This is a genomic window from Methanosarcina baltica (assembly GCF_055394095.1).
In genome coordinates this window covers 3,339,322-3,363,305 of sequence record NZ_AP042463.1, presented here as the reverse complement: position 1 = coordinate 3,363,305, position 23,984 = coordinate 3,339,322, and the positions used below count along the sequence as shown (strand labels likewise).

The 23,984-nt window shown below is 46.4% G+C and carries 22 protein-coding genes and 1 pseudogene; 9 read left to right on the top strand and 14 right to left on the bottom strand.

The features are described 5' to 3' along the window. Positions 1–13: 13 nt before the first annotated feature. From tnpC to ACZ5QV_RS14660, 5 genes and pseudogenes are all read right to left on the bottom strand, one after another. Complete coding sequence (tnpC, locus tag ACZ5QV_RS14680; protein ID WP_464600509.1) at positions 14–1,486, bottom strand: IS66 family transposase; 1,473 nt, start codon at positions 1,484–1,486, stop codon at positions 14–16. Between the two features lie 84 nt (positions 1,487–1,570). After that, positions 1,571–1,912: pseudogene (locus tag ACZ5QV_RS14675) on the bottom strand (IS5/IS1182 family transposase); the annotation flags it as partial. A gap of 169 nt (positions 1,913–2,081) precedes the next feature. After that, positions 2,082–2,240 (bottom strand): RRXRR domain-containing protein, encoded by a 159-nt coding sequence (locus ACZ5QV_RS14670; RefSeq protein ID WP_464600508.1) that lies wholly within the window; start codon positions 2,238–2,240, stop codon positions 2,082–2,084. Between the two features lie 236 nt (positions 2,241–2,476). Beyond that, a complete protein-coding gene (locus ACZ5QV_RS14665; RefSeq protein WP_464600507.1) occupies positions 2,477–4,240 on the bottom strand; it encodes a PKD domain-containing protein in 1,764 nt (587 codons plus the stop codon). A gap of 150 nt (positions 4,241–4,390) precedes the next feature. After that, positions 4,391–4,519, bottom strand: a complete 129-nt coding sequence (locus tag ACZ5QV_RS14660) for a hypothetical protein (protein WP_464600506.1) — start codon at positions 4,517–4,519, stop codon at positions 4,391–4,393. Between the two features lie 132 nt (positions 4,520–4,651). Between ACZ5QV_RS14660 and ACZ5QV_RS14655 the strand changes: the two genes are divergently transcribed. Together ACZ5QV_RS14655 and ACZ5QV_RS14650 are read left to right on the top strand one after the other, a co-directional pair. Further along, positions 4,652–5,485 (top strand): SDH family Clp fold serine proteinase, encoded by an 834-nt coding sequence (locus tag ACZ5QV_RS14655; RefSeq protein WP_464600505.1) that lies wholly within the window; start codon positions 4,652–4,654, stop codon positions 5,483–5,485. Between the two features lie 95 nt (positions 5,486–5,580). After that, positions 5,581–6,138: a PGF-CTERM sorting domain-containing protein gene (locus tag ACZ5QV_RS14650; RefSeq protein WP_464600504.1), complete on the top strand. Its 558-nt coding sequence runs from the start codon at positions 5,581–5,583 to the stop codon at positions 6,136–6,138. Positions 6,139–6,444: 306 nt separating this feature from the next. Here ACZ5QV_RS14650 and ACZ5QV_RS14645 read toward each other — a convergent pair whose 3' ends face one another. Together ACZ5QV_RS14645 and ACZ5QV_RS14640 are read right to left on the bottom strand one after the other, a co-directional pair. Then, positions 6,445–8,079: a DUF790 family protein gene (locus ACZ5QV_RS14645; RefSeq protein ID WP_464600503.1), complete on the bottom strand. Its 1,635-nt coding sequence runs from the start codon at positions 8,077–8,079 to the stop codon at positions 6,445–6,447. A gap of 1 nt (position 8,080) precedes the next feature. Continuing rightward, entirely contained in the window at positions 8,081–9,508 is a 1,428-nt protein-coding gene (locus ACZ5QV_RS14640; protein WP_464600502.1) for a DEAD/DEAH box helicase, read from the bottom strand. Positions 9,509–10,736: 1,228 nt separating this feature from the next. Between ACZ5QV_RS14640 and ACZ5QV_RS14635 the strand changes: the two genes are divergently transcribed. From ACZ5QV_RS14635 to ACZ5QV_RS14610, 6 genes are all read left to right on the top strand, one after another. Beyond that, positions 10,737–11,378: an HD domain-containing protein gene (locus tag ACZ5QV_RS14635; RefSeq protein ID WP_464600501.1), complete on the top strand. Its 642-nt coding sequence runs from the start codon at positions 10,737–10,739 to the stop codon at positions 11,376–11,378. Positions 11,379–11,824: 446 nt separating this feature from the next. Then, positions 11,825–11,995, top strand: coding sequence for a hypothetical protein (locus ACZ5QV_RS14630; RefSeq protein ID WP_464600499.1), 171 nt, complete (start codon positions 11,825–11,827; stop codon positions 11,993–11,995). Beyond that, complete coding sequence (locus tag ACZ5QV_RS14625; protein WP_464600499.1) at positions 11,995–12,165, top strand: hypothetical protein; 171 nt, start codon at positions 11,995–11,997, stop codon at positions 12,163–12,165. Before ACZ5QV_RS14630 ends, ACZ5QV_RS14625 begins: the two co-directional genes overlap by 1 nt. Beyond that, a complete protein-coding gene (locus tag ACZ5QV_RS14620) occupies positions 12,162–12,404 on the top strand; it encodes a hypothetical protein (RefSeq protein ID WP_464600500.1) in 243 nt (80 codons plus the stop codon). Before ACZ5QV_RS14625 ends, ACZ5QV_RS14620 begins: the two co-directional genes overlap by 4 nt. Positions 12,405–12,488: 84 nt before the next feature. After that, on the top strand, positions 12,489–12,659 hold the full coding sequence (locus tag ACZ5QV_RS14615; RefSeq protein WP_464600499.1) for a hypothetical protein: 171 nt from the start codon (positions 12,489–12,491) through the stop codon (positions 12,657–12,659). 10 nt (positions 12,660–12,669) lie between these two features. Next, a complete protein-coding gene (locus tag ACZ5QV_RS14610) occupies positions 12,670–12,867 on the top strand; it encodes a hypothetical protein (RefSeq protein ID WP_464600498.1) in 198 nt (65 codons plus the stop codon). 15 nt (positions 12,868–12,882) lie between these two features. On the opposite strand, the gene ACZ5QV_RS14605 is transcribed toward ACZ5QV_RS14610, so the two are convergent. Both ACZ5QV_RS14605 and ACZ5QV_RS14600 read right to left on the bottom strand, forming a co-directional pair. After that, complete coding sequence (locus ACZ5QV_RS14605) at positions 12,883–14,199, bottom strand: APC family permease (RefSeq protein WP_464600497.1); 1,317 nt, start codon at positions 14,197–14,199, stop codon at positions 12,883–12,885. Between the two features lie 321 nt (positions 14,200–14,520). Then, the gene (locus ACZ5QV_RS14600) at positions 14,521–15,921 is read right to left on the bottom strand and encodes an MFS transporter (protein ID WP_464600496.1); all 1,401 of its coding nucleotides are present in this window, start codon (positions 15,919–15,921) and stop codon (positions 14,521–14,523) included. Here ACZ5QV_RS14600 and ACZ5QV_RS14595 point away from each other — a divergent pair. After that, positions 15,915–16,397, top strand: a complete 483-nt coding sequence (locus ACZ5QV_RS14595) for a hypothetical protein (RefSeq protein WP_464600495.1) — start codon at positions 15,915–15,917, stop codon at positions 16,395–16,397. The genes ACZ5QV_RS14600 and ACZ5QV_RS14595 overlap by 7 nt on opposite strands. An 829-nt stretch (positions 16,398–17,226) precedes the next feature. Here ACZ5QV_RS14595 and fdhD read toward each other — a convergent pair. From fdhD to ACZ5QV_RS14570, 5 genes are all read right to left on the bottom strand, one after another. Continuing rightward, complete coding sequence (gene fdhD / locus ACZ5QV_RS14590) at positions 17,227–17,949, bottom strand: formate dehydrogenase accessory sulfurtransferase FdhD (protein ID WP_464600494.1); 723 nt, start codon at positions 17,947–17,949, stop codon at positions 17,227–17,229. 2 nt (positions 17,950–17,951) lie between these two features. After that, positions 17,952–19,961: a PKD domain-containing protein gene (locus tag ACZ5QV_RS14585; RefSeq protein WP_464600493.1), complete on the bottom strand. Its 2,010-nt coding sequence runs from the start codon at positions 19,959–19,961 to the stop codon at positions 17,952–17,954. A gap of 55 nt (positions 19,962–20,016) precedes the next feature. Continuing rightward, complete coding sequence (locus ACZ5QV_RS14580) at positions 20,017–20,493, bottom strand: type IV pilin N-terminal domain-containing protein (RefSeq protein ID WP_464600492.1); 477 nt, start codon at positions 20,491–20,493, stop codon at positions 20,017–20,019. A 42-nt stretch (positions 20,494–20,535) separates the two neighbouring features. Next, positions 20,536–21,579, bottom strand: a complete 1,044-nt coding sequence (locus ACZ5QV_RS14575; protein ID WP_464600491.1) for a potassium channel family protein — start codon at positions 21,577–21,579, stop codon at positions 20,536–20,538. A gap of 385 nt (positions 21,580–21,964) precedes the next feature. Continuing rightward, positions 21,965–23,860: a site-2 protease family protein gene (locus ACZ5QV_RS14570; RefSeq protein ID WP_464600490.1), complete on the bottom strand. Its 1,896-nt coding sequence runs from the start codon at positions 23,858–23,860 to the stop codon at positions 21,965–21,967. Positions 23,861–23,984 lie beyond the last annotated feature (124 nt).

The following is a 23,984-nucleotide window of genomic DNA, read 5'->3' as shown; positions in this document are numbered from 1 at the left end:
AAAAAGCATAGTTTCAGCTAATGTTGCAACTATCGGATAATAGCGGCGCTCCATTGAGCGCCGCTCGAATAGCATCCATGACATTCAAGCTATTCTTTCTAATAGGGGATATGTATCCCCGAATTCTGCAGAAAGCTACCGCTCCTTCGATGCTTCGGAAAGTTCCCGAAATCTTCTGTTGTAGCTTCATCATTCTGATGTCTCGCTCTGCTTGATTATTATCAAATGGAACTCTCAGGTCATTGAGGAATTTCAGAATCCTATCCTTGTATTTTATGAACCTATCAAGGAGATTCTTTGCTTTTGTTTGTGCTGGTCTTCCTCTTTTTTTAACCTGTTTTGAGAGGTCAGGAGGTGGATTTTCTTCAATTCCCTCTTTAATTATTTTATCGTATATTTCCTCGAATGCCCTGACTTTTATTGGATCTATTGGAATTTCCATTTCTCTGCATTCGTCGGTATATTTTTTTACTTCACTCAGAAGTTCATTTACTTTTTTAGCCCATTGCTGCTCAAAATTCTCTTCAACTCCAGTGAGGTCCCTCTTAAGATGAGCATTGCAGAGAGCATGTTCACATCCATATTTGTTGTATGATGCCCAACCATCATGAACTACTACCCCCTTGTATTCTGGAAGAAAACCCAAAGCATTCATTGCCTCTGATCCTCTTTTTGGATGTACAAAATAGTATGTCCACAGACTGTTTGAAACAACATGGAGCCACCATTTTGTCCCTAAAACCCTCATTCCTGTTTCATCACAATGTACAGAATAGGCTACCCGTAGATGTTCGAAAACAGCTTTTTCGAAAGGTTCCAATTTCTGGAATAATTCCTTTTCAGCTCTTTTTATGGTAGCAGGGCTGATACGTATTCCATAAAAGTCCTCTGACAAATCACAAATCCGTTTATAAGGAATCAATTGAAAGTTCCTTAAATATACAAGAGAGGATAAAAGGCGAGGTCCATATTGAATAGGGAATTTTATAGAGTCTGGAAAAGTACCTTTGTTTATTTTCCCACAGTGAGGGCATTTCTTGGACTCAGCACGATGTTCGGTAAATATGATGTTCACAGGAGGAATATCAGCTTCTTGCCTGCGTTCACAGTCCCGAACTTCAGTATCTTCAAGATCATGACCACAATTTTCACAGCAGTGAGGGGAATGAAATATTATATGGTCAGGATCCCCAACCATTTCGAAAGTACTTCCAGAATGACCTTTTTGACCACCAGGTTTTTTCCCACTTCTTGTGCGGCTACTCTTAGGTTTAGGTTTTTCATTCACAAAAACGTCAGTAGAAGGAGGTTTACTGCTGTTTTGGCTGTTTTGATTTAGACGAGCCTCTAAAACCCTTACACGTTCCTCAAGTTCAGCAATTTGAGAAGCCTGTTTCTCTATGATAGTCTCAAGTCTCTGAATTACAGCAACGACTGCTTCAGGGCCTTCTTCATAGATTTCAAGAATCTCTTCACGTGTAAGCATGATACTGAAGAGATAGAGTTATTTTATATGCAATTTTTCCTCGAAACGAGGAAAAATTGCCTTTGTTCAAAGTATGGCTGAATAGTTACAAATATTGTTAAGTAATCCAATAACGAAGTTGATAAACTGCTCCGGATCAAAGCCACTCATAATACTGTATACTTCATTTTCAGAAGGTACTGACTTGATACCTAAAAATTTTCGTAATTTTTTCTTATCCTTCAATTCACTGACCACATAAGAAATCTCAAAGCAAAAATACATGCTTACCATAACGATTTTTAGGGCAGGAATTGACTTCTCAAGAGGCAATATCTCATATTTTGCAAGAATCTGCTTAGTGGATCGTAAATCGAAAACACTTAATATCTCTGAAAGCAATCTCCATTTGTAATCTTCGTTTATTGGGATAAGCGGAGGTTTCACAAACATTCACCATAGGAGGATTAGTAGTCCTCCTCCATAAATTTTACGGTTTTTTAAGGCTTAAAATTTAATTTTAGACAAAATTAGAATGTATTTTTGGATTGGATTGCCTATTAAATACTTCTTTTGAGAAATAAGGCTCATATTTGCCTCGTATTGTCTAATAATTTTAAAGGTCCATATATTCTTTACTATCGTAAAGCAATTTGATTGTGAACGGAGTGGTTTTCATCACTTTTGCCCTGTTAGTTTTTAACAAAATCCTGGCTTTTGCGGGATTTGTTGGCATGAGCGGCTTTCCGTTCTTGTTCAGTACATATACAAACATTTTTCGTCTTCCTCTCGATCTGATATTGAAAGGTTTTGTATGATGCAAGCACTGTTCCTACCTCTCAGAACTGTTTAACTTACACCCTTAGAGCCTGGAACTGAGACGGCATTCCAGGGTAACTATTTTTACAAGCAAGCCCCTTCCTCGATGTTTCTAATCGAAGATTAGAAACTCCTGTTAAACCTACGGTTTAACATGACTCCGTGAGGAGGCAGGGAGGGGTTATTGACGTATTATTTCACTTCAATATCCTTTTTGAGTGTACTGCTACCTTTTGGATTCTTCACTTCTAATACGATAGTGTATGTATCTTTTAGACTGTAAGTGTGTTCAGGATTCTTTTCTGTCGAATGTGATGTATTGTCTCCGAAATCCCAGTCCCATGCTGTAGGATTACCAGTGCTCTTATCAGTAAACTTAAATTCCAACGGATGTTTTCCTGATATAGGACAGGCCAAAAAAACAGCAACTGGGTTTATATCTTGTTCCAGTTCTACCTTTGCTTTTTCTTTGAAGTTTTGAATTATTTCTTCTGAACATTCACACAATCTGTCATGAGCCTCTTGAGACTCCGTTTTATAGTCACAAATATTTTTATGAACATATTTTGGATCACATTTTTTCAGATCATAAAAATCTTTTATATCGGCACGGAGGTAAAGTTTGAACGCTAAATCTCGGTCCATTTTGAGGTATTTGACTAAATCATTTTTTTCGTCCATCTCCGTATAATACTTTGCCCTTTTCGTATACGGTTCTAGTTGCTTCTGCTCATAGTTTCCAAGCGGTTGTTTCCTTTTTTTGACCGGACATTCCATTATTTCTCCCAGGTTTCGAGTATCAAGGTCTACTTTCTTTATTATTTCCTCAGCATTGTATCCTGCCAGTTCTTCTATTGTCCTTATCTTTGCATTGTACAGCATATATGCCAGATCTTTAGGTAATCTAAGTTTTATGATAAAATCTGATTTTTCAACATCATATTTTTCAGTCCTGGATTTGAACTCCTCCTCGAATGCATCAGGTAGAATTTTTTGAACCCCCACGTAAACCCATTCTTCTACTGCTTTCGTAAAGAAACCTGCAATAAAGGAAAAAAAGAAGACGGAAATTTCATCTGTCAGAGTAGTGCCATCTGGTTTGCTGAATGGAAGAATATAAACAACTATTAACGCGATAAAGGGCGCAATAAGAATTCTCCTGATATATGACCAGGCAATGCTCATCTTTTTATATTCAGGAATAAGCTGGCCAAATATTTCTTCAATACTTAACAGGAGGTAAGAAAGAACTCCAATAGACGATGCAGCTATTATAACTGGAAACTCCACTCCCTCTATCCCATAAAATGTAACACTTTCGATATTGTGCTTATATAAATAAAGGAGAATCAGAGGCCATATCAAAACTGCAGAAATCACAATGAAATTTCTTACTATATCGTGCAGACTCATTATCAGGTTGCCCTGAAGCTTGTCCTGAAACCACTTTATTTTGAAGATTGTCTCATTTGTCTCATACAAAATGACTGCTATGGCTAAAATAATGAAAAGAGACATAAGGCCAAGGGGGGCATGGCGGATTACCCACGAGCTAGGGTCGAATGAAAAGATCGCAAGAGTCAGTGCTATAAGCACAAAAAACACTAAGCAGAAGTTCATTTTATCAAAAAACCTACACAACCAGCACAAAAAAAGGAGATAACCTACTAATATTGGTAGTATCAAAACCCATTGAAACGGATCTATTTTGCTTATCGTACTGCTTATTGTTCCATTTACTGTTCCATTTATGGTGCCGATCGCTGTTCCATTAATGGGATCATTTATCGTGCCGTTTATGGTTCCAATTATTGTTCCGTTTACTGTATCGTTTATGGTGTAATTCGAATTCGTATTTGCTTGATTGCTTTCTTCTGCTGCATAACTCCCCTGAATTAGCAGGCTGAGAATAAAGATCATCCCCAAAAATTTACAGGCTCCGCTTACCCTCCCCATAAGTAATTATTAGCAATCAAATTATATGAACGTATTTTTATATATCGCAGGCTAAATATTATTTCAAAAAAAATTCTTCGCTTTACCTTATCAGCAGTAATCCGGTTCATTTGCATTTTTTGCATCTAATACTCAAAACAACATTAATTCTCAGATCAGCAAATCCTCAATCCCGGCCCCTCTCACAATCTCAATTGCCCTCATCTGTTCCTCCAGAGTCAAACCCCGCCCGATTTCCGGATACTCCAGGGCCCGGTAGCAGGGCCTGTATTGAAACATCAGATTAAATCTGACCTCCGGGATATGCTCCACGACCCATTCAACAACTGAAACGGAATCCGGGGTGCTCAATATTTAATATAAAACAAGCAATAATAATATGGGGATTTATCAAATAGGCGGGGAATTTTTGTGGCCATTATCAACAATATAAGCATCGGTTTCTGGGATGTTCTTACTCTTCTACTCGTGTTTTTCTTTATCTACGCCGTCCTTTATCCGCAGTCGCAACTCAAAAAAATCCGCATGATGCGCCAGGCCCGCCTGAAAAAAATGGAGAAAAAACGGGGCTGCAAAGTGCTTACAATGATTCACCGGCGGGAAGCCATTTCCATGTTCGGGCTTCCGGCCTACCAGTTCATCGACGAGGAAGACGCCGAGCAGGTCCTGCGAGGCATCCGGAAATTCCGGGACCGCCCCCTTGAGCTCATCCTCCACACCCCCGGCGGCCAGCTCCACGCCAGCATCCAGATCGCCCGGGCCCTCAAAAATCACCCGGAAAAGACCAGGGTAATAATTCCCCACTACTCCATGTCCGGAGGCAGCATGATCGCCCTTGCCGCCGACGAAATTGTCATGGACAAAAACGCCGTCATCGGCCCCATCGATCCTCAGGTCGGAGACTTCATCCGGGGGACCTACCCGGCCGCCTCCTGGATCCGTATAGAGAACATGAAAAAAGAAAGAGCCGGAGACTTCACCCTTCTGATGAGCGACATCTCCAGAAAATCCCTTGAACTTACCCGGGACGTGGCCCTCGAACTCCTGGAAGGGAAATTTGAGGTCGGGAAAAAGGATGAAATTGTCGAAAAACTGGTCAGCGGGGAAATGATCCACATAACCCCGCTTTCCGCAAAGGATGCAAAGGCCCTCGGACTCAACGTGAACACTGACTTTCCGGAAGATGTGCATGAGTTCATGAAGTTTTTCAGGCCCGTAAAATCCAGCGTGGAGTTTGTGGAGTAAAGGGGAAATTCCTTCAGAGTCCGTTTTTTCTGTTTTCAGAAACGACTCATGAACACGATCCGTCAATTAATAATTGGGGAAACGGTGCTAAATCTATGGACTATAAAATAATTCTTGTATTGTTTTTAGTTGTGATCATTTCGATAGGGACACCCATGGTGTCAGCGGAATCCAGCTATTTAAGAGCTTTCAATCAGCACTACGATACCGGAGACACAAAGCTTGATTCGTGTGTTACCTGTCATAAAGGCCCAAACGGGGGGTCCGTGAATCCTTATGGGGAGGCATATTCAAAAAGTAGAAAGAGTTTTGCATCGATTGAAACTCTTGATTCGGATAAGGATGGATTTTCCAATTATGAGGAAATCAATGCCCTGACTTTTCCTGGAGATCTTAATGATTATCCACAAACCATATCAGAATTACCACCTGAAACAACCGTCAACGTAACTGAGCCGTCGGAGAATCAAAGTATAGAACAGCCAATCGTTAACGAAACTCAGGAACAAACAATCATTGATGAGATAATCAACAACACAACAGATGAAGAACAGGCCCCGGATGAAGAGCAGGCTCCAGGATTTGAAGCTATTTTTGCAGTTGTTGGAGTGTTAACCGTCGTGTGTTTGAAGAGAAGGGATTACCGAAAATAATGTCATTGGACCCTTGTGAATGAGGGATTAATACAAAAAACAGGGCAGATTTTGGAAATTTGAATCTATAAAGGTCCGGCTTACTCAACGACCGCATACCGGGCTTTTCGTGACTGAAATGGAAAATAATTTGAAAACAGAAATACGGGCAGGTTTTTGAAAAAGACACTCTCAGACTTTAGACCCCGCAGTCTTTAGCGTGCGTTTTGTCTTCATTATCATTTTGTCCCGCCCGGCCTCCTTCGTCGGCCGTTGAGAGCGCCGGTATTGGATTAATATTTAAAAAAATTCCACATATTCTCATGATTAATTTCCTTTCTTAATCCGCGCGTCCTCCTCACTAAGCCCGCACCAGACGACCTTATACCCCAGGCATTCAAGCACGGGATAATAAAGCCCCGGATCCAGCCCGAATTCCTCAAACAACCCGACCGCTCCAGCATAGCTATTCAGTTTTTCAAGCCGCCGGTCAAGTTTCTCAAGCAGGCCCCGCTGAAGCACAAAATCTTCAAGCAGCACATAGTCTTCCGACCCGGCCAGTTTTTCCGAAAGCAAGGCCTTGAGGGCCTCGGTCCATACCCCTTTTTCTTCTGCAAGCCCTTCAAGCCCGATAAGCTCCCCGGAAAGCTCGATTTCCATCCCCCGCAATTTCTCCAAATCTTCAGCAAACTTCTTTTCCTCATATTCCCGAAGAGCCTGCATAATTTCCCTGGCAGGGATTTTCTTATCGTAAAAGATCACATTCCGGCCGGGGAAGTCCTTCTCGGAGCACCTCAATTTTTTACCGACCAGCAGGAGCACGGTTTCCTTAACTTCTTTTAATTTCCGGATCTTCTTCTCCAGATATTCCGGAGTCCAGAAGCCCACGATTTCCACGAAAACTAAAACCCCGTCCCTCTCAAGAGAAAAATCCGGCACAAAAGCATAAGGCCCGGCTTTCAAAACCGTGGGTTCCCTCCGGGCTTTCCAGCGCCCGAAACCGAGGGATGCAAACTCCTTTTCCACGACACTGTCATAAGCTTCCTTTCTGGTTTGGGTTTTGGTTTCGGTTTCCGCAGATTCCTCCGGGCCGTAACTTTCCTTTCCTTCCTCTACCAGGCCGGGTTTGTGTAAGGGTCCGGGTCCGAGCCCGAGCCCAAAGGCTTCCTCCGAATCATCAAGAGTAAATTCGAGAATCCGCTTTCCCTGATATCCTTTATGCAGAATCCCGGCCCTCAGGCCCCAGCTCTCGCACTTCAGGAGGACTGGAAAGACCCTCGCAAAAGCATTTCCGTAACGTTCCGACATCCGGAAAAGAGAGGCAGGCCCGTCGAGGTGCAGCCGGACTTCTTCCTCTATTTTCCTATTAGTTTCCCCAGCTTCTCCAAGGGAATACATGAGCCCCGCCCGGACGACTGCCCAGAGCAATTGCTGATAATTTCCCCGGATCCAGAGGTCCATATCCACAGCCCTGAAGAGCAGGGTCTGGGTCTGGGAAATATTGTACTGACGCAGGAGCTCGGCCGGGGCCTGTGGTCGAAACTCTTTCAGGACCTGGTTTTCCTCAAGGTCGGCCCAAAGGGCCTCTTCAAGTTCGGGGACGGATACCGAAAACTTTTCCGAGGCCGTTTCCAGGGCCGCTTTCCTCTCTTCAGGTGTCGGAGCCATTCCCCCACAGGCCTCAAAAACCGCTTCCCTTGCGGAAGAAGGGTCCACGACTGAAACGGTCTCGACAACCGACCGCCGGATAAGGAGCTGGGAAAGCCCCCGGATGAAGCGGAAGTTCATTTCCTCAAAGCCTTCCAGTTCGGCCAGAAGTTCCCCATAGGGTTTTCCGACATGCAGCTTGAAAGTATCAATCAAAAGTTTGGCCAGGTCAAGGGTTTCGGGGTCGAACTTTGCATAGGCCGGCCTGATTGTTCCCTTTGAGATCCTGGTTATCAGAAGGTCAGAACTGAGCATTTTATTTGCCTCCTTCCGGTTTTTCCTGTTCTTTCCTTTCATCCCTTCCAGCTGAGCCTTTTCCCTTAGAAAGGCCCTCTTTCCGCCGTCGGGCGGTCCCGGTCTCCGAGGTTTCGGCTGCGATCAGTTCATAGAGCACGGCTTCCTTTCCCTCCTTTTTCCGGAGGATACGGCCCAGGCGCTGGACGTAGGCCCGTTTACTCCCGGTCCCGCTTACGATTATCCCCACCCCGGCTTCGGGGACGTCGATTCCTTCGTCGAGCACCTTCGAGGTTACGACCGCCCGGTAGGTCCCGTTTTTGAAACGTTCGAGGATGGAGTTTCTCTCTTTTGAGGGGGTCCGGTAGGTGACGGCCGGAATGAGGAATCTTTGAGAGATGCGGTGGACGAGGCGGTTGTGTTCCGTAAAAATAAAGACCCGGTCCCTACTGTGCCTTTGCAGGAGTTCGGCCAGTTTATCAATTTTAGCCTCGCTGTTGAAGGCAAGATCCCTTGCTTTGTTTCTTGAGAGAAGAGCCTGCCGGGCGGCGGGGTCCCGGCCGCTTTTCATGACGAGTTTTTGGAAGTCCTGTGGGCTCTGCATCCTCATGCGGGTTTTTTTGAGGTAGGCGGTGAAGACCGAGTACTGTTCTTCGTAAAGTTCCCGCTCTTTTTCGGTAAGAGCAACCGGGATTCTTTCTATCCTGTAAGGGGCCAGATGTTCGCCCGCAAGTTCGGGGGCTGTTTTTTCATAGACCTTTCCCCCGAGCAGGCGGGAAAGTTCCTCGTGCAGACCGTCTTCCCTTTCATAGGTGGCAGTCAGGCCCATCCTTCTGGGGGCTGCGGAAAACTCGGCAATGGTCCTGTATCCGGAAGCTGGCAGGTGGTGGACCTCGTCAAAAATGATGAGGCCGAAGTGGTTTCCGAGGATTTCGGCGTGGATGTAGGCCGAGTCATAGGTGGAAACGGTAATTGGTAAAAGTTTTTTCTCCCCGCCCCCGAGTTTTCCGATCTCCATCCCGAAGGCTTTTGAGAGTTGGGTTTTCCACTGTTCGAGCAGATCAAGAGTCGGGACGATAACGAGGGCCGGGGTGTTGCAGTCGGCAATGGCTTTGATTCCAACGACGGTTTTGCCACTTCCTGTGGGCAGGACGAGGGCTCCCCATTTTTCGTTTGCTTCCCAGGCTGCGAGGGCTTCTTCCTGGTAGTTTCTCAGGGTTTTTTTGTCCCCTGAGGCCAGGTAGGCGGCTTTCAGGTCCGGGCAGGGGAGAAGGTCGAGGACGGAGTCTTCAAACTCAATTCCAGAGTTCTCGAGGTAGGTTATGATCTCCCGGTAGTACATTCCCGGAGCCCGGAAAGCTTTGCTCCGCTCGTCCCAGACGGCGTGGGGACCCGCCCGGCAATTCCCCGAAATCAGGAGGGTTCCCTGCCTAAAAGTAAGTTTAATCATTGTTCAGTAAGACTTTGGATATGGTATATAAATCACCCGAGTTCCACTACCCGAGTTCCACTACCCGAGTTCCACTACCCGAGTTCCACTACCCGAGTTCCACTACCCGAGTTCCACTACCCGAGTTCCACTACCCGAGTTCCACTACCCGAGTTCCGCTTCGGGATCACAGTAAATCGAAGATTTACTGGGAGTTGCACTGCAAGTGCAACAGCACGGGGTCCGTTTCGCTCCGCTCAAGCGGACTGAAAAACGCCAGCACAACCGTAATTGGTGTATTTTGGCCTTTTTTTTCCGTGTGTTCCGTGGTTTGAATGCACACACAAAACACCTCCACAAACAAAAACATAGCAAGAATTAAACAGAGAACTGTCATCAGCAAAATTCGGAATTTTTGCATCAAAATGTAAGGAATAATCCAATACAATTCGGATTTATAATCCTGTATGAGTATATCTAAAATTGTTTCTCGATTTTTATAATTGAGATTCCCAGAGGTGGAGGCTATGGCCCAGAAAAACCAAAAAAGAAACGGCCAGAGAAGAAGCATGGAGTGTCCAGGAAAGTCAATACTCTGGCCGGATCTGGCAGGCTGCCTGCAAAAGCCCCGGGGGTTTTTTCAGAAAATTCTACAAAACGGGCATGAGGAGTCCAAAACCTCAATTTCAGGCCATTTTTAACACACCAGGCAATAAAATATGTGATTTTATGTCACAATGTTCACAAATCATATTGATAATAGGTCTGGCATAGCAGGAATTATCCTTTTTGAGACACTCCTCCAGAAAAGATACGGGATAATTTTTTTGAAATTATACAAAACGGACACTTTTATTTGAAACCACGGAAGACTTTAATTTATTTGAATCTGTTATTCAACGAGTTTCCTGCACTCTTTGTTGCTTACAGAGGTTTTGAGATTGATCTTTGAAAAAAATATCAGTCCACATGTTTGAAAACTTGCACAATATTTTTAGTGGAAGTGTAGATAACTTTTTTAAAAAAATCCAAACGGCCGTCGTCAAAGTATCTTTCGAAAATAAGAGATCTCCTGGCAGATCCCTTTGACAAAAAAGAAAAGACGGATATATGAATATTCAAAGGCTGTCTAGGACTTCTTGAATAAGGACTAATCCGAATTCTGAAACTGGCAATAAACGCACCTTGATAACACGATCTATTTTTTATGCGAGAAGCCCCCTTAACATTTAAAAGAAGGAATACCAAGATGAGTCCGAATACCAGCTTTGAAAAAGCTGTACCCGAAAAAAATATTGTTCCCGAGCCTCTTTCTCTTGAGGCCCTTTGTCACAAATACGGAATCGAGCGAAGCCATGCTGATAACGTGGCCCGGAATGCGCTTGAGCTTTTCGACCTGCTGACCCCTGTCCACGGCCTGGATATAAAATACCGGAAACTTATGGAAATGGCAGCCCTTGTCCATGATGTTGGGGTTTCAACGGATCTGGAAAAGCACCACCGAGCAGGAAGGGATATCCTGTTTTTGCACCCTCCTTCCGAGCTTCCCGAATACCACTGGCCGGTCGTGGCCTGGACGACGTTTTTGCATAAAAAGAAAGCCGGGGAAAAGAAGCTGGAGAAACTCCAGGAAATGGCTTTTGCCGGGATGCCTGAAGACCTTCAGGAACTGACCCTGAAAATCGCGGCCCTTCTGCGACTGGCTGATGCTCTTGATTACAGCCGGATGGAAAGCAGGCTTGGGAGCGTAAGGTTTGGGGAAGGGGTTGTTGAGTTTGATATAAAAGGCGCCGGAGCGGAAATCGATGTGGAAAGGATGTATAAGAAAGGAGACCTCTGGGCCCTGCTCTTCAAGACCCGGCTTGAGTTCAGGCCGGAGAAGCCTGAATAAACAGGGCAGGAATCCGGAGAATAATTTATTTCTCGATTCTTTTTCTATGATTATCATTTGTGCCGACTGGGCCTACGGCCCGTAAACCAACCCACGGTTTATGAGCATAACTTCACTCTCAACCGCCGCAGGAATTGTAAACAGATTATTTTTCATTCCCGGCTCCTTTTTTTACGAAAAATTATATTTCAAAACCGGGCATAAATTTGTGTTCGATCTCCATATTATAAACCCTCGGGTTTCATAGGTTTCGTTTCTTCAGGTTATTACGTGGGCGGGGAAAAGAATGCTTGTAAAAAAAACACCGCACTTCGTGCAAGGGGAATCTCATGAATGATGATCTCATTTTTGAAGATAGGTGATGAGGGGGGTATGGGGGGAGAAGAGGAAAGGGACTTTTTGGAAGGGAGACAAGGAAAGAATAATCTCATTTTTGAAGATAGGTGATGAGGGGGGTATGGGGGGAGAAGAGGAAAGGGACTTTTTGGAAGGGAGACAAGGAAAGAATAATCTCATTTTTGAAGATAGGTGATGAGGGGGGTATGGGGGGAGAAGAGGAAAGGGACTTTTTGGAAGGGAGACAAGGAAAGAATAATCTCATTTTTGAAGATAGGTGATGAGGGGGGTATGGGGGGAGAAGAGGAAAGGGACTTTTTGGAAGGGAGACAAGGAAAGAATAATCTCATTTTTGAAGATAGGTGATGAGGGGGGTATGGGGGGAGAAGAGGAAAGGGACTTTTTGGAAGGGAGACAAGGAAAGAATAATCTCATTTTTGAAGATAGGTGATGAGGGGGGTATGGGGGGAGAAGAGGAAAGGGACTTTTTGGAAGGGAGACAAGGAAAGAATAATCTCATTTTTGAAGATAGGTGATGAGGGGGGTATGGGGGGAGAAGAGGAAAGGGACTTTTGGGAAAGGAGAAATGGGGAGGAAAATAAAATAAAAAGGCCGGTGGGGGGAGAAAAGGAAAGGGACTTTTTGGAAGGGAGACAAGGAAAGAATAATCTCATTTTTGAAGATAGGTGATGAGGGGGGTATGGGGGGAGAAGAGGAAAGGGACTTTTTGGAAGGGAGACAAGGAAAGAATAATCTCATTTTTGAAGATAGGTGATGAGGGGGGTATGGGGGGAGAAGAGGAAAGGGACTTTTTGGAAGGGAGACAAGGAAAGAATAATCTCATTTTTGAAGATAGGTGATGAGGGGGGTATGGGGGGAGAAGAGGAAAGGGACTTTTTGGAAGGGAGACAAGGAAAGAATAATCTCATTTTTGAAGATAGGTGATGAGGGGGGTATGGGGGGAGAAGAGGAAAGGGACTTTTGGGAAAGGAGAAATGGGGAGGAAAATAAAATAAAAAGGCCGGTGGGGGGAGAAAAGGAAAGGGACTTTTGGGAAAGGAGAAATGGGGAGGAAAATAAAATAAAAAGGCCGGTGGGGGGAGAAAAGGAAAGGGACTTTTTGGAAAGGAGAAATGGGGAGGAAAGGAAATAAAAAGGCAGGTAATGTTCAGTCAGAACCTGAAATCTCTGATACAGAGCCTACCACAACCCTTTCTCTCTTTTTAAGGTAGACCAGATACCCGAACCCCATCAGGGCAAACGAATAAATAACTGTCCAGGAAAAGCCCGAGATCAGGAAAGAAAGCGAAACCAGCGACAAACCGGAATAGACCCAGCGTCTCCACCCAACTTCGGTTTTCCAGTACGAAAGCAGGATAAAACCGTAGAGGAAAAGGAAGTTCTGATTCACGAGCATCAGGAGGGCCGAGAGCGGAACTTTGAACACATACGTCCCCAAAATCACCAGCACAAAAACCACGTACATGCTCAAAAGGCTCGCCAGGGGTTGCCCTTTTTTCGAGAGGGTTCCAAGGTATGCCGGCAGGACCCCGGTTTTGCCTGCGGTATAGAGCATTCGGCTGGAGGCGAAGTTCCAGGCCGTCACGTTTGCAACGATTACGACTGCCATAAGCCAGATCAACAGATTGCCGATGGGAGTAAAACGGACAAGTTCCACAAGCCCCGAGGCCCCTCCGAGCGGAACCCCGCTTGCGTCGGCCCCTATGCTTGTAAGGGCCAGCATCAGGTAAATGAAGATCGTCAGGCCAAAGCTCAGCCAGAAAACCCTGGGCACGTTTCTCTCAGGGTCCTGAAGTTCCCCAAGCCCGAAGGACATATTTTCCCAACCCAGGAAAGCCCAGAAGAGCATGGCGGAAATCTTCCAGACGTTGTGGAGGTTAAGCCCCTCCCCTCCTCCGGTTCCGGAGACAGCCCCGTGCAGGGCCTGCACTGAAAAACTGAGGCCGGTAGCAAAGAAATCAAAGTTAAAGAAAGTGAGAGCCGCAATCAAAAACAAAAGGATGGCCACGGCCGCATAGTTGAGAAGGGAAATTACCCGGACCCCGGCAACCGTGATGGTGGTCATGACCGTTATGAGCAGAATTGGTAGCAGATAAGCTCCCCAGGCCGGCAGGTCAAAGAGATGCTGCATGTACTCGCCGCCTATAAGGGCAACCGCCGGGATTCCCAGGATAAAGGAGCCACAGACAAGGGTGGTTACCGCGTATCCACCCCATTCTCCGACGGCTTCCCTTACGTAATGGGAAAGCCCGCCTGAGCAGGGAAATTTAACCCCGAGCCTGGCACAGATCTGTATAAGGGGCATTGTCGCAAAAATGATAAGGAGCCAGCCAAATACCACTTCCTGCACATTCCCTACATCCGCTATAAGGCCCGGAAGACCAAGTAGCCCCGACCCTATGACCATCAAGACGGCCAGGACAACCCCCCGGCCCAGAGTTACTGTTTTTCCAAGCTCGCTCATAAATAATTCCTTCAGAGATAGTGAAAATAAATTAACACATAATAAAAAATGAGTAATAAAAGTTAAGCATTAGAATTGGATGAATTGAACTATACCCGTATAACTTTAACGCCCGAGTTGCACTTCCCGAGTTCCGCTTCGGGATCACAGGAAATCGAAGATTTCCTGGGAGTTGCGATGAAATCGCAACAGCACGGGGTCCTTTTCACTCGCTTAGCGAGCTCAAGAGGACTATAAACCTTATTCGGAGAAACTGATTAAAAAACGCCAGAGCAACCGTAGTAGACCAGAAGGCCAAAAATATCCCGGAGACAGACAGGCCTAACGCCTCACCCTGCCCCTCCCGAGTGAGGCAAAGATCCCGATAAAACAGAGCACCGCAAAGAGTGTAAAGGCCGTGTGGACGCTTGTGAGGAGTTCCGCGTGATTTTCGGCCGTTAGCTCCACCCTGCCTATAAAGATTGAGAAAATCATCATGGAAAGCCCCATGCTCAGCATCTGCCCGATCAGCCGCATGGTCCCCATGGTCCCGGAGGCAATCCCGTAGTAGCGCCTGTCCACGGAACTCATGATGGCGTTTGTGTTTGGGGAGGAGAAGAGGGCAAAGCCAAGGCCGAGCACCATGAGGGTGGCGGTGATGGTTCGAAGCGGGGTTTCTTCGGTTAAGAAACTGAAAATAAAGAGGCAGAGAGCCGCAAGCCCCATCCCGACCGAGGCCACGATTCTGGGCTCCACCTTATCGGAAAGCCGGCCCGCAAAAGGCGAGAAGAGCGCCATGACCACCGGCTGGGCCACAAGCACGGAGCCTGCGGAAAGGGGAGAAAGCCCCCTGTTCAACTGGAGGTAGAGGCTCAGCAGAAAGGCGACTGCTGCCGTTGCGCTGTAGTTTATGAGGGCCGCGAGGTTCGAGAGGGCAAAGGTCGGGTTGTCCCGGAAGAGCCGCAGGTTCAGGACCGGACTTGCGTTTTTCAGTTCCCAGGAGATAAAGACCAGCAGCCCCGCAAAGCTTCCTGCAAGGAACGTAAACCCGGCCCTCTCAGGGACCCGGGAGAGCCCGTAGATCAGGGAAAAGAGCATGAAACCGTAAATTACAGTGCCCACGAAATCGAATTTTTCTTTTTTGCCGTCATTTGCAACCTTCACCCGGAAAGAGAGAAGAAACGCAGCAAGGCCCACGGGCACGATGGACAGAAAGATGCTCCTCCAGCCGAAAGCCTCCGCAAGCAGCCCCCCCAGGAAAGGCCCTGCCGAAAGCCCGATGTACACGGCCGAAACAGTGATCCCGAGTACCCTGCCCCTTTCGTTCCCCGGAAAGACCGCGGTCAGGAGAGCAATGGACGTGGAATAGATCATTGCCCCTCCTATCCCGGCCAGCATCTCGCAGCCGATGAGCATAGGGATAGATACCGAAAAACCGCAGAGTAAAACCGCAAGAGAATAAACAATTATCCCGGAAGTGAATATCTTCTTCATCCCGTAAAGGTCGGCCAGCCTCCCGAAGGGGATCAGCAGCACCGCCGAGGTCAAAAGGTACGTTGTGGGAATCCACCCGAGCAGCACCGCATCCACCCCGAACTCCTTCCCGATCAGGGGCAGGGCGATGTTGATGGAGGAAGCTATGTAAGGAGACAGGAAGGACGCCATTGTTGCTGCAAAGAGCACGCATCTCAGTTCGTGAGGCGTGTATTCGGGTGTGGGGGAAGCTTGACCGGGATTTGTCATGGAAATTCTGTCCTTCTTTTTCGGTGCTGTACTGTTGGCGAGTTATGATAGAGTTATGGGGTGAAGAAACAGGATTGAGCAACAAACTGGATAGTGAAGGAGAAGTTTTGCTTCCGAAGTTTAAAGAGTTTTCCAAATACCCTGAAAGTCTCCGCCACTTTTTTGAGATCCCACCCCCGCTACGTTTCAGAAGCCGAAGTCAGGTATTGGCACTCTCACCGGTCAGCTTGCTGACCGGCCTTCCCGAAAAAATGGAAAAGAAGATGAGCGAAAAAGATAGCCAAAACCTGCCTGTCATAAATGGATACTTCAATCGTCTGGCCGGGTTTTTGGGCCGGGGGACCAGGAAGGGACCAGGCCCTCAACGCCCATCAGGACGGCAAAACGAATGCATACTTTTCTACCACCGTTTTTTGAGAGGAAATGAAAATTTCAGTATTCAAGTCCGGGTTTCTGTAAAATTCGAAATTTTTTAAAAACGGCGACTGGGACGAGGGGCCGGCAACCTCGAAAAATCGAAAAAATATATTTGGCCAGTTTTGGCGAAAAGCCTTTTGAGTCGCCTGGGCCGGGTATGAGCTGAATTTTTTGCATTAACAGGGCTGGGTAAATTGCGGAGTCAAGGAAAAACAGGTCCTCAACAACTGAAGAGTGATCTTTTTTGAGTATGATGCAAAACGGATTCAAACCACGGAACACACGGAACACACGGAAAAAAGAATGACGCATGGACACCATTTAAGGTTGCTCTGGCGTTTGATCCAGAGTGAATAAACATACAGATCAAAAACGGCCCGTGGCGTTGAAAGCCCGGAAACCGATAAAAACAGAAAAAATATATTTGGCCGGGAATGGCGAAAGGCCTTTTGAGTCGCCTGGCCCGGATTTGTGAATGTTTCGAGATATATTCATTTCGGCCGGGCAGAAGTGATTGCTGAGGAATGGATCAAATATAATATCAAGTATTTTTGTTTACCATTTATTAACCACAGAAGACACGGAAACCGGCCTTTGGCCGGTGAGTAAGTTGGATCTTTATGCAATAGGATTCAAAAACGACCCTGGATTCTTTAAAATAACTAAAAAATGCCGGAAAAACCGTAATTGCCGTCTTCCTGCATTCATTTTTCCGTGTATTCCGTGTGTTCCGTGGTTTGAATGCACCACACCAAACACCCCCACTCACAAAAACACAACATTTATGAGTATGAAGCAACTCCAGAAATAAAACCTGAAGTTATATTTTCACCATTCTTGAGGGGAAGAAAAAACTGCCCCTCAACTGTCGGAAAGGCGGACCTGACTTTAATCGGACCTGACTTTAACCCGCCACTCATGCGCAAAGACCAGCATGGACTCTTCCTTGAGCTGGCCTACGAGCCCCACATTTGCTTTTTTAGCAGCCTCAACCCCTGAATCAAAGGGCATAGCTTTTGTGACCACGAGGGGGATGCCTGCACGTGCGGCTTTCAGCACCATGTACTCCGGCTGCCGGCCTGTTGAAAGAAGGTATAATTCCGAAAGGGGGAGATCGTTTAAGAGAGCTTTTCCGATCACCTTATCCACGGCATTGTGCCTGCCAACATCCACGGCCTGAAAAATGAGTTTTCCGTTCCGGTCAACCAGGGCTGCGAGGTGCGTCCCCCTGGTGACTTTGTAGGTTTCGGATGTAAGATAGTCTCTCCCTGCAAAGACTGTTTCCATCCCGAAAACCGCGTCCGAATTCACAACCGGGGTTTTCCAGCTTCCAGACCGCCGGGGTTTGGGCTCAAATGTCTTTATTTCAACCCACTTCCCCTCAACCGTTATTTCGGCTATATCCTTGAAGGTGAGGACCCCTTCCGAAACCATATGGCCTGCGGCGAGTTCTCTGAAATGGACAGGGGAAGCGAGAAGGGTTGTAAAATGCCTGCCATTTAGATATATCTCCACGGGGCATTCCTTTGCAAGTAAGATTTCCGTATTTTCGGCCCTGCCATCGGAAAGGATCTTTTTTGCGGAGTAAAGGGTTGTGTATTTTTCAGGCATTTTCATCCCTCTCCAATCAGATATACTCCCATGTAATCAATTAGGAGTGTGCCTTCCTTTGCCCCATTAATATCAAGTATTAGATTGGAGGTCAGGTTTTCAGGTGCATCTTCGGGCACCTGGACTGTAGTTTTGAATACGTACCATACATTATCATCAATCTTTGGTGACACTACTAGTGATAAATCAAACACTGAATTATAAAGTGTTAATAATATTGGTGGCATCGCACCTGAATCCTGATCTATGTCATAAAGATAAACTATCAGAATCGATACATTAGACACATTGTTGTCAAGTTTGCTGAAGTTTACAAAATCAAATGTTATTGTGGTATTTTCCTGTCTGTATGTGTCCTCCATAGCGGCATCCACCGGCACGTAGCCTTCAAGCTCTTCTACCCCTTCTCCTCCGGGTTCAAAGTACGACTCATTAATGCTGCTTGTATTACAGTCCTGAAGAGCTTCCACATCAATCGTCGAGTTCAAATTCACGGAAACGTTGTTGTAGGTGTACCAGTCCCCTATCAGCAGAACGCCTGCATAAATATAGTTCGACTTGACTTCGGAATCGGTGCCATTAATGTTCTCCACCGTTAAATTGACGGTGTAATTTCCTGCTGTATTGTAGGTGTGAATCGGGTTGGATATGTTGGAGGTGTTTCCGTCCCCTAAGTCCCCGAAGTCCCAAAGCCAGAAAGTTGGGTTCCCGATGGACGTATCATTAAACTGCACGGTCAGAGGAACCGGGCCGTTTGTTACGTTGGCTGTGAAGTTCGCTAACGGGTAAGTTACCGGAATTTCCAGGACTGTTATTGTTGCGGTTTCGGTGTCTGTCCCGTTTTCATTGCTGGCGGTCAGGCTAACAGTGTAAGTCCCCAGGTTAACGAAAGTGTGTAGCGGGTTTTCTTCAGTGGACGTGTTTCCGTCGCCGAAGTTCCAGCTCAAATTGATTGCATTTTGAGAATAATCTGTAAAATTGACGGTAAGGGGTGCATATCCTTCGCTTACATTGAAGGTGAAGTCGGCTACGGGATACACCAGGAATTCTTCATCGTATTCCCAGGCGGTATTTCCTTCGCCTCCGACCACGATTTCGGCTTTGATTGTGGCGTTGCGGAGATGTATGTTCAGTGTGCGGTTTCCTGCCAGATAGGTGAAGTTTACCGATTCTTCGGTAGAGCTAAGGGTATAGTTCTCGTTGAGGGAAAGACCTGCATTTCTGGCCGTCAGGTCTAAGTAATTTACCCAGGCCAGGGGATATTTTGTGGATATGTTGATTGAGAAATTTTCATGGGTGGGCAAATTTAATTCCGGTTCATAGCCATTTGCAGATAACTTGAGGCTGCCCCAGATGTTTCCGGAAATTGAATTAGGGCTTCCCAGAATCTCTACAGGATTTATGTAAATGTCGGATTCGTTTTCTGCATTCCGATTAAAGTTTATGAAGGAAGGCTGGTATTTCATGAGGAAATGGTCATCCTGTTCGAAAATCAGGGCCCCATTTTCGTACCAGAATAGCTGGTCCACGTAGTAGCGGTTGTTTGAATGGAATGTAACAGTCCCGCATTCATAAGTAGGATTATAAGGAGAAATAGTGTCATTAGGGTCATCAATCATGATTTTTATTTCAACCGTATGCGGAATTTCATTGACGGCAAGGGTTCCACTGGACTTCAGGGAGCCTACTACAGGAAGTTCTCCACCTCCCATAATTAACGGTACGCTTATCGAAATCCCGGCTTCAGCCGTAGAGTTATCAGAACCCATGAGTATTATCAGAGAGTCTACGTTTGATTTAACCTCTCCCATGTCCCCCCATACCTCGTTCATATGGGCGTACTCGGCATCGGTTTTCCATTCTGGCACGTATTCTACCTGAATTACGGCGTAGACCGTAAATGCAAGTGCAAATAATATAATTCCGGCAAGGGCAATTGCAGTCGCACTTTCAGAATTAATAAACGATGTATTCAACTTTACGGTGCCGGGAATTGTTGCCTTAGCCTTCATAATAATCCTTGCACGTTTTATAGAAATAGAAGCCTATTCTGAAAAAATAAGTTTTTTAATTGTTCCAGGCGTCTGAAAGCCTTACTTTGAGGAGTACCTGTTTCGATTCCGTGTGAATAAAATACAGGTCAACAGTGTCATTTTTTTCCATGTTGATGCTCCGCACCTGGTCCGTATCGATAATTATGGTATCTCCAAATTTCCATACCCCGTTTTCAGAATCACATGTGACGTCAGTATCTGAGGGCAAAAAATCGTATTTGTTTCCGTTGTGGTAGAGGGTTATTTTTATAGAATTGAGTTTTATGGACTCTCCCCCTGCATGTTCGACCTTTATCCTGTTGGTGGTTGTATTCACCATTTCATGAATCTCTACATGCGGGAAGTCATTTATTCCCAGCTGGCCGTACACGGCAACGGAAAGCGCTGAAAGAAGCAGTACCACAATTGCCGTAAGGAGAATATTTCCAAAAACTTCGGATACTCCTCCGGAATCGTTGATAAACTTTTTTAAGTTCTTGTTTTTGGTCACGGTGATGTTACTCCAAAGCTCTCTGGATCCATTACCCTGTTTTCAATGCGTCAGTTTCTTCAGCTTTGAAAGCTGTTCCGGAGACCCCACCGCAAGCAGGACCGAGTTATCCTTGATAACGTCATCTTCTTTCGGGTCAAAGGAAAGGGCCCCGCTTTTCCAGATCCCCACGATACGGGCCTCCGTTAAGCTCTGGCCGGAGACATCCTTCAGGGTCTTTCCGATGAGGGGGCTTTTCAGGTAGATGGGAAACTCCGTGATATGGATCCCTTCAAAAACCTCCGTGGCCCCGGTTACCCGGCTGACAAGCCTGTCCACCGCTTTCTTTCCTATATGCTGCCCGAACATGGACTTGGGAGAAACAACGGTGTCCGCACCTGCGTATTTGAGGTATTTGGAATTGCCCCGGTCCTCGACAATCGCAATTATCTTTATATTGTCAAACTCGTTGGCTGTCAACGCTATATTTGCGTTTCTTTCATCGGACTCGTTTGCAACAAGCACCCTAGCTTTTTCGATGTTAGAGTTGACCAGAGTCTGCCTGTCACTCGGGACCCCGAAAACACATGGAATACCCTTGTATTTAAGCTCCTTGATAAGCTCGGAGTCATCATCGACTATTACGAAGAGGATTTCCTGTTCGGTCAGTTCATCGATAAGGGTTTCCACAAGCTGGTTGTACCCGCAGATGATGATGTGATCTTTCATGCCCGAAGGGACCTTTCGGGGAAGCCTGAAAAGGAGAGCCTGGTCAAGCCGGGGCATTATGATGTATGTAACAAGAAAACCCGAGATAAGGATGATGCCCACGACCTGCACGATAATCGAAAAGAACTGGCCTCTCAGAGAGTTGAAAACCACGTCCCCGTAGCCCACGGTCGCAATGGTGGAGGTGGCCCAGTAGATGGCCGTGATGGGGTTTGCATGTTCAGGCTTGTGTTCCAGGAGCATCAGGTATTCGAAAGAAATTATGTAAAGTATCAGCAGTAAAAGAGCAAGAATCCTGTACGTCCAATAATCTTTTTTATGTACCAGTTTCCTGATTTTTTTCGAGCTGGAAGCCCTTTTTTTTCGGGAAGGAAGCATGTCTGAAACCCCATTATGTTAAAAATCTTATCTCAATTATCCCGGTTTTTTATGTACCAGTTTCCTGATTTTTTTCGAGCTGGAAGCCCTTTTTTTTCGGGAAGGAAGCATGTCTGAAACCCCATTATGTTAAAAATCTTATCTCAATTATCCCGGGACAGATTAAAGCATTAAAATGAATACTCCCCATTATTGACTTAGATATTTAAGGAAGTATCGCTGAAAAACTCGTATTTCGACCCCCTCCGTGAACCGGAACCGGGAAAAAGATAATTTGAGCTGGAAACCTGGCTTCAGGCCCAAAAAAGGATTCCCCGGAGAAATGGATCCTCCGGCCCCTTATCTCCCAAAAGATTTATCCCACAGCAAAAATTAATTAGCCGGCTTATTGCAGCCACTGCCCAACAAATGGCCCGAGCATCATGAAGACAAACGAGATCATTATCAGGAGCGTAAAGCTTGCGGCAATGGAATTGGAGACTCTGCTCGAGGTTTGTTCATTCCCGGTAATCCTGTATATAAGGGAATAGGTGTAGTCCCTGAACACATGTCCTCCATCCAGCGGGATTGCGGGGAGGCAGTTGAAAAGGCCCACGTAGAAGTTCAGCCAGCCAATCCAGAGCAGGGTGTTTGCAATCCAGAAGACCCAGATCCCAAAGGGTTCGGCCCAGCCTGCGGGCTGGTAAAACTGGAGGATCATGCCGGAAAAACCCCGGAAGCCTTCGCCTGTCAGGCCCATGATGGGAAGCCCGAAAAGGATCAGCCAGCCCGTGGGCCCGTTCAGCATGGAGGGGATTTTTTTGAGAGTTTCAAGATAGAGTTCTGCGGGGTACTCTCCGATTGCTATCCCGAGCACAGGGCACTGGATGCCACCTGTGGTCCCGAGGTAGATGCCAAGGAAGCCCCTGCCTTCGGATTGTGGGTGCGGAGTCAGAAACACATCGAACACGACGGTCCCGTTTTCCGTAAGTTCTCCGCTGTAGCCTTCCTGAGGATAAAGTTCGACCCGGATAGTCTGGTTGGCTTCCGTTGTGTCCATGAAAGCCACGAAGTCTGCCTCACTCCGGATTTTCGCGTCATCGATCCGGAACATCATCATACCGTCTTCAATGCCTGCGAGATCCGAGGGGCCGTCAGGTACCACTCTTACAGTCAAGCCGCTCAGGAGGTCTTCGGGAGGGGTGATAGCCTCAAATTCGTAGGTCGAAACCTGCCCTTCCTTTGCGGCCTGGAGCTTTACAGGATCGCCCGGCTTGACTCCGTCGAGGTAGAGGAGCAGTTCTCTTGCGTTGCTTATATCGGTATCATCTATGCGGGTGATGACCATATTTGCATCAAGCCCCACAAGGTCGGCCGGAGATCCTTCAGTGACATTGACGATCATGGCGTCACTGAGGGGAGCGATTCCTCCGAGTACGGGCCCAAAGAAAAGGGCGAAAGCTATGAAGGCCACGAAGAAGTTGGCCATTACCCCTGCGGCCAGGATGCGGGACCGCTGAGTGCGGGTGGCGGATTTTTTGGGTTTATCTTCGTCGCCGGCTCCGGTTTTAGACTCTGTTTCCTTTTCCTGCGGCCTTTCCTGCGGCCTTTCCTGTTCCAATTCCTGTGGCCCTTCCTGCACCTCTTTTTCCAGTTCCTGCTTTTGCTTTTCCCAGGCTTTAATTTCGTCGATTGTGGCGGTTAAGCCCGGTTCTTCCAGCTTCCTTTCAGGTTCTTCCTTTTTCCCGAAAAGCTCTTCTTCATCCGGTTCCGCAAAGCCGCCTATGGGAACAAGGGCAAGCAATATGCCCATGGACTTAACCCGGATGCCCTCGACCCTGCAGAGGATCGCATGAGAAAATTCATGCACCACGAGGGTCACGATCAGAGCGATAACTCCCCAGGTAAAGGGGATGAATTCGTTGACGCCGGGGATCAAAAGGATGTTTCGGGCGGCGTTGTATTTGCCGGGTTCCGGAACAGCGTTGTTCTGAAAGGATGTGTACATCGCAATGTCCGAGAGTACGATTACCAGAAACATCGCGATCATTCCCACAAACATAAGCAGGATGCCCAGGTTTGCAAAGTACCGCCAGTACTTTTTCGGCCGGGCCAGGACATCAAGTAGTTTGAGCCCTCTCGTGGTCCTGATCATCAGGATGGGAAGCGGGCCCCAGGTGCTGATATTGTACTTTTCGAGGATGCCTTTTTTATCAAGAATGGAAACGAGGCCCCAGTAGAGCAGAATGACTACCAGTGTGATGTTCGAACCGTTCGAAGAGATAATACTTGTGAGACTCAAAGAAATTCTCCGGAAGTTTTGGGATAAATAATGAGTGTTTGCTATGGATAATACTATTTGCTATAAATAGTTTTTAACTTTCAGGGGTCATGTAGTTATTGATTTATTAAACTTATAGTTATTA

Coding starts and splice junctions, on each gene's coding strand:
- tnpC (WP_464600509.1), bottom strand. CDS start 1,486: ATGCTTACACGTGAAGAGATTCTTGAAATCTATGAAGAAGGCCCTGAA.
- ACZ5QV_RS14670 (WP_464600508.1), bottom strand. CDS start 2,240: ATGTTTGTATATGTACTGAACAAGAACGGAAAGCCGCTCATGCCAACA.
- ACZ5QV_RS14665 (WP_464600507.1), bottom strand. CDS start 4,240: ATGGGGAGGGTAAGCGGAGCCTGTAAATTTTTGGGGATGATCTTTATT.
- ACZ5QV_RS14660 (WP_464600506.1), bottom strand. CDS start 4,519: ATGTTTCAATACAGGCCCTGCTACCGGGCCCTGGAGTATCCGGAAATC.
- ACZ5QV_RS14650 (WP_464600504.1), top strand. CDS start 5,581: ATGGACTATAAAATAATTCTTGTATTGTTTTTAGTTGTGATCATTTCG.
- ACZ5QV_RS14645 (WP_464600503.1), bottom strand. CDS start 8,079: ATGCTCAGTTCTGACCTTCTGATAACCAGGATCTCAAAGGGAACAATC.
- ACZ5QV_RS14640 (WP_464600502.1), bottom strand. CDS start 9,508: ATGATTAAACTTACTTTTAGGCAGGGAACCCTCCTGATTTCGGGGAAT.
- ACZ5QV_RS14635 (WP_464600501.1), top strand. CDS start 10,737: ATGAGTCCGAATACCAGCTTTGAAAAAGCTGTACCCGAAAAAAATATT.
- ACZ5QV_RS14630 (WP_464600499.1), top strand. CDS start 11,825: ATGAGGGGGGTATGGGGGGAGAAGAGGAAAGGGACTTTTTGGAAGGGA.
- ACZ5QV_RS14625 (WP_464600499.1), top strand. CDS start 11,995: ATGAGGGGGGTATGGGGGGAGAAGAGGAAAGGGACTTTTTGGAAGGGA.
- ACZ5QV_RS14615 (WP_464600499.1), top strand. CDS start 12,489: ATGAGGGGGGTATGGGGGGAGAAGAGGAAAGGGACTTTTTGGAAGGGA.
- ACZ5QV_RS14610 (WP_464600498.1), top strand. CDS start 12,670: ATGGGGGGAGAAGAGGAAAGGGACTTTTGGGAAAGGAGAAATGGGGAG.
- ACZ5QV_RS14605 (WP_464600497.1), bottom strand. CDS start 14,199: ATGAGCGAGCTTGGAAAAACAGTAACTCTGGGCCGGGGGGTTGTCCTG.
- ACZ5QV_RS14600 (WP_464600496.1), bottom strand. CDS start 15,921: ATGACAAATCCCGGTCAAGCTTCCCCCACACCCGAATACACGCCTCAC.
- fdhD (WP_464600494.1), bottom strand. CDS start 17,949: ATGCCTGAAAAATACACAACCCTTTACTCCGCAAAAAAGATCCTTTCC.
- ACZ5QV_RS14585 (WP_464600493.1), bottom strand. CDS start 19,961: ATGAAGGCTAAGGCAACAATTCCCGGCACCGTAAAGTTGAATACATCG.
- ACZ5QV_RS14575 (WP_464600491.1), bottom strand. CDS start 21,579: ATGCTTCCTTCCCGAAAAAAAAGGGCTTCCAGCTCGAAAAAAATCAGG.